Below are 5,485 nucleotides of genomic sequence, written 5' to 3'. Positions count from 1 at the left end.
ACATACTGAGATAAAGAAATTCAATAAATTGTCATCCTGTAAAGGATCTAGAAAGTTTCTTCTCCCGACCGAAGTCGGGAGAAAAGGTGTACATAAGCTTACGGATTATTAGTACTACTCGACTATGACATTACTGCCTTTACATCTATAGCCTATCAACGTGGTCATCTCCCACGATCCTTAAAAGAAATCTCATCTTGTGGTGGGTTTCGCGCTTATATGCTTTCAGCGCTTATCCCTTCCCAACGTAGCTACTCTGCGATGCTCCTGGCGGAACAACAGATACACTAGAGGTTAGTCCAATTCGGTCCTCTCGTACTAGAATCAGATCCACTCAAATTTCTTGCGCCCACAGTAGATAGAGACCGAACTGTCTCACGACGTTCTGAACCCAGCTCGCGTGCCACTTTAATGGGCGAACAGCCCAACCCTTGGGACCTTCTCCAGCCCCAGGATGTGACGAGCCGACATCGAGGTGCCAAACCCCCCCGTCGATATGAGCTCTTGGGGGAGATCAGCCTGTTATCCCCGGCGTACCTTTTATCCTTTGAGCGATGGCCCTTCCATGCGGAACCACCGGATCACTATGCTCTACTTTCGTACCTGATCGACCTGTATGTCTCTCAGTCAAGCTCCCTTATGCCATTGCACTCTACGCACGGTTACCAAGCGTACTGAGGGAACCTTTAGAAGCCTCCGTTACTCTTTTGGAGGCGACCACCCCAGTCAAACTACCCACCAAGCAATGTCCCCCGTTTTCGGGGTTAGGCCTCAGATAAACAAAGGGTTGTATTTCAACAATGACTCCACAACGCCTGGCGACGCCACTTCACAGTCTCCAACCTATCCTACACATCATTTATCCAAGGTCAATACTAAGCTATAGTAAAGGTGCACAGGGTCTTTTCGTCCCACTGCGGGTAAACGGCATCTTCACCGTTACTACAATTTCACCGAGCTCATGGCTGAGACAGTGTCCAGATCGTTACACCATTCGTGCAGGTCGGAACTTACCCGACAAGGAATTTCGCTACCTTAGGACCGTTATAGTTACGGCCGCCGTTTACTGGGGCTTCAATTCAATGCTTCTCCGAAGATAACATCTCCTCTTAACCTTCCAGCACCGGGCAGGTGTCAGGCCCTATACTTCATCTTACGATTTTGCAGAGCCCTGTGTTTTTGATAAACAGTCGCCTGGACCTCTTCACTGCGGCCCCGATTACTCGGGGCGACCCTTCTCCCGAAGTTACGGGTCTATTTTGCCTAATTCCTTAGCCATGAATCTCTCGAGCACCTTAGGATTCTCTCCTCGACTACCTGTGTCGGTTTGCGGTACGGGTACTTATAATCTGAAGTTTAGAGGTTTTTCTTGGAAGCCCTTAGGTGTACTATCTCTTTGTCCGAAGACTCCGAGTACTATCGTATTTCCCCAAGCCGCGTGGATTTGCCTGCGCAGCCTATAGGTAGGTACTTCAACGAACTATTCCGTCAGTTCGCGACACTTTCATCACTCCGTCACCCCATCACAATTATAACTAGTACGGGAATATTAACCCGTTGTCCATCGACTGTCCCTTTCGGGTTCGCCTTAGGTCCCGACTAACCCACAGCTGATTAGCATAGCTGTGGAAACCTTAGTCTTTCGGTGTGCGGGTTTCTCGCCCGCATTATCGTTACTTATGCCTACATTTTCTTTTCTAACCAGTCCAGCATGCTTTACAACACACCTTCTACCCTGTTAGAATGCTCCCCTACCACTTTGCAAATAAATGCAAAATCCATAGCTTCGGTAATATGTTTATGCCCGATTATTATCCATGCTCGTCCGCTCGACTAGTGAGCTGTTACGCACTCTTTAAATGAATGGCTGCTTCCAAGCCAACATCCTAGCTGTCTGGGCAGACAAACCTCGTTCTTTCAACTTAACATATATTTGGGGACCTTAGCTGATGGTCTGGGTTCTTTCCCTCTCGGACTTGGACCTTAGCACCCAAGCCCTCACTGCTGGTAAACATTATATAGCATTCGGAGTTTGTCAGGAATTGGTAGGCGGTGAAGCCCCCGCATCCAATCAGTAGCTCTACCTCTATATAACTTTATGACCAACGCTGCACCTAAATGCATTTCGGGGAGTACGAGCTATTTCCGAGTTTGATTGGCCTTTCACCCCTACCCACAGGTCATCCGAAGACTTTTCAACGTCAACCGGTTCGGACCTCCACTGTGTGTTACCACAGCTTCATCCTGCCCATGGGTAGATCACACGGTTTCGCGTCTAACACTACTGACTAAAGCGCCCTATTCAGACTCGCTTTCGCTACGGATCCGTGGCTTAACCACTTATCCTTGCCAGCAACGTTAACTCGTAGGCTCATTATGCAAAAGGCACGCCGTCACCCCACGAAAGGGCTCCGACCGCTTGTAAGCGTATGGTTTCAGGATCTATTTCACTCCGTTATTCACGGTTCTTTTCACCTTTCCCTCACGGTACTGGTTCACTATCGGTCTCTCAGGAGTATTTAGCCTTAGCGGATGGTCCCGCCAAATTCAGACAGGGTTTCACGTGCCCCGCCCTACTCAGGATACCACTATCAATATCTTCTATTACTTATACAGGGCTATCACCTTCTTTGGCTCTACTTTCCAGTAGATTCTAATTCTATCCGCATTAAATGTCGTGGTCCTACAACCCCAACATTGCCGTAACAACATTGGTTTGGGCTAATCCGCGTTCGCTCGCCACTACTTACGGAATCACTTTTGTTTTCTTCTCCTCCGCCTACTTAGATGTTTCAGTTCAGCGGGTTTGCCCACCTATCGGTGTACTATGTCTTCAACATAGTGGGTTGCCCCATTCGGGAATCTACGGATTGTATCGTGTGTGCCAATCCCCGTAGCTTTTCGCAGCTTATCACGCCCTTCATCGCCTCTGAGAGCCTAGGCATCCCCCATACGCCCTTATTTTGCTTATTGTACCAATCATAAATTTAATTATGACCGTTTTGTTTCGTTTTACTAAATAAATAGTAAAACTGCTTTCTACTTTTTATTATTTCTTATCTCAATATGTCAATGAACTTTTATACTGAACTTGTTTCAGTATCTTGTGGAGAATAACGGAGTCGAACCGTTGACCTCCTGCGTGCAAGGCAGGCGCTCTAGCCAGCTGAGCTAATCCCCCATTTTTTAGTGTCAGTTAACAGTTTTCCGTCAACAGTACTTAAAACGGTTAGCCAACCTCTAAAATTTCCTTTTTTTTAAGTCTAAAATAGTTGTCTCGGACAGACTCGAACTGTCGACCCCTACATTATCAGTGTAGTACTCTAACCAGCTGAGCTACGAGACACTCTTTTCTTAAAAATAAAACCATTTCACCGGTTTTACGTGTATTATTTGAACTAACAGCGAGAGTAATTGAATCTTTCGATTCTTTCCAAAAGTATTTTTCGTCTTCTTTCTTCAGCGTGCTTTGCAGCTAACTACTGAAGCTCTAGAAAGGAGGTGTTCCAGCCGCACCTTCCGGTACGGCTACCTTGTTACGACTTAGCCCTAGTTACCAGTTTTACCCTAGGCAGCTCCTTGCGGTCACCGACTTCAGGCACCCCCAGCTTCCATGGCTTGACGGGCGGTGTGTACAAGGCCCGGGAACGTATTCACCGGATCATGGCTGATATCCGATTACTAGCGATTCCAGCTTCACGGAGTCGAGTTGCAGACTCCGATCCGAACTGTGACCGGTTTTGTAGATTCGCTCCTGGTCACCCAGTGGCTGCTCTCTGTACCGGCCATTGTAGCACGTGTGTAGCCCAAGGCGTAAGGGCCGTGATGATTTGACGTCATCCCCACCTTCCTCTCAGTTTGCACTGGCAGTCTCGTTAGAGTTCCCGACATGACTCGCTGGCAACTAACAACAGGGGTTGCGCTCGTTATAGGACTTAACCTGACACCTCACGGCACGAGCTGACGACAACCATGCAGCACCTTGTAAATTGTCTTGCGAAAAGTCTGTTTCCAAACCGGTCAATCTACATTTAAGCCTTGGTAAGGTTCCTCGCGTATCATCGAATTAAACCACATGCTCCACCGCTTGTGCGGGCCCCCGTCAATTCCTTTGAGTTTCATTCTTGCGAACGTACTCCCCAGGTGGGATACTTATCACTTTCGCTTAGCCACTGAAATTGCTTCCAACAGCTAGTATCCATCGTTTACGGCGTGGACTACCAGGGTATCTAATCCTGTTCGCTACCCACGCTTTCGTCCATCAGCGTCAATCCATTAGTAGTAACCTGCCTTCGCAATTGGTATTCCATGTAATCTCTAAGCATTTCACCGCTACACTACATATTCTAGTTACTTCCTAATAATTCAAGTCCTACAGTATCAATGGCCGTTTCCCCGTTGAGCGGGGAGATTTCACCACTGACTTATAAGACCGCCTACGGACCCTTTAAACCCAATGATTCCGGATAACGCTTGGATCCTCCGTATTACCGCGGCTGCTGGCACGGAGTTAGCCGATCCTTATTCTCACAGTACCGTCAAGACTCTACACGTAGAGTTGTTTCTTCCTGTGCAAAAGCAGTTTACAATCCATAGGACCGTCATCCTGCACGCGGCATGGCTGGATCAGGCTTGCGCCCATTGTCCAATATTCCTCACTGCTGCCTCCCGTAGGAGTCTGGTCCGTGTCTCAGTACCAGTGTGGGGGATCTCCCTCTCAGGACCCCTACCCATCGTCGCCTTGGTATGCCGTTACCATACCAACTAGCTAATGGGACGCATGCTCATCTTTCACCGTTGTGACTTTAATAACATCTCGATGCCGAGTCGTTATACTATGAGGTATTAATCCAAATTTCTCTGGGCTATCCCTCTGTGAAAGGTAGATTGCATACGCGTTACGCACCCGTGCGCCGGTCTCTTGGTCCGAAAACCAATACCCCTCGACTTGCATGTGTTAAGCCTGCCGCTAGCGTTCATCCTGAGCCAGGATCAAACTCTTCATCGTATATTGTTTGTTCCGATAAATCGGAACTAATTATTATTCGACTCAAATTCTAGTGGTTTTTTAAATCTTCCGATTCTCTTACTCTCTTTATATTTGTTCCGATTTGCATCGGAACGGCTGTCAATTCAATATGTCTAGGAACGTGTCTTCTTTTTTGTTTGCCAGTCTTTCGATTAGCGGGTGCAAAAGTAACAAAGTCTTTTCTATCCGGCAAGCTTTTTGAAAAGTTTTTTTGAAAAATATTTTTTCGTTTTCTTTTCGATATTCTTGTCAGCTTTTCAAGGAACGTTGCTCATTTAGCGGGGTGCAAATGTAACACTCATTTTCTTTTCCCGCAAACTTTTTTTGATCTTTTTTTGAAAATAAATTTTCTCTCGATTTAATCAGTTTGCCAGTGTTTATAAGAACTTCTGCGTCATTGCGGGTGCAAAAGTAGTCACTCTTTTCGATTAAACAATACCTTTTCCAATCTTTTTT

Annotated in this window: 1 protein-coding gene, 2 tRNA genes and 2 rRNA genes; all 5 read right to left on the bottom strand. The window is 46.8% G+C overall.

Annotated features, from left to right (window positions below):
• Window positions 1-88: 88 nt before the first annotated feature.
• Window positions 89-2,973, bottom strand: a 23S ribosomal RNA gene (locus BUC16_RS17350).
• Window positions 2,974-3,107: 134 nt separating this feature from the next.
• Window positions 3,108-3,181 (bottom strand) — tRNA-Ala (locus tag BUC16_RS17345).
• 91 nt (window positions 3,182-3,272) lie between these two features.
• Window positions 3,273-3,346: transfer RNA gene (locus tag BUC16_RS17340), tRNA-Ile, on the bottom strand.
• Between the two features lie 148 nt (window positions 3,347-3,494).
• Window positions 3,495-5,008: ribosomal RNA gene (locus BUC16_RS17335) — 16S ribosomal RNA — on the bottom strand.
• The 16S and 23S rRNA genes sit together here with 2 tRNA genes alongside, the layout of an rRNA operon.
• A gap of 270 nt (window positions 5,009-5,278) precedes the next feature.
• The coding region (locus BUC16_RS17820) for a hypothetical protein (protein ID WP_211517997.1) at window positions 5,279-5,485 on the bottom strand (207 nt) is incomplete at its 5' end.

Source organism: Flavobacterium fluvii, assembly GCF_900129545.1.
GTDB lineage: Bacteria > Bacteroidota > Bacteroidia > Flavobacteriales > Flavobacteriaceae > Flavobacterium > Flavobacterium fluvii.
The sequence above is the reverse complement of the archived record's forward strand: the minus strand, read 5'-3'. Positions and strand labels throughout refer to the sequence as shown.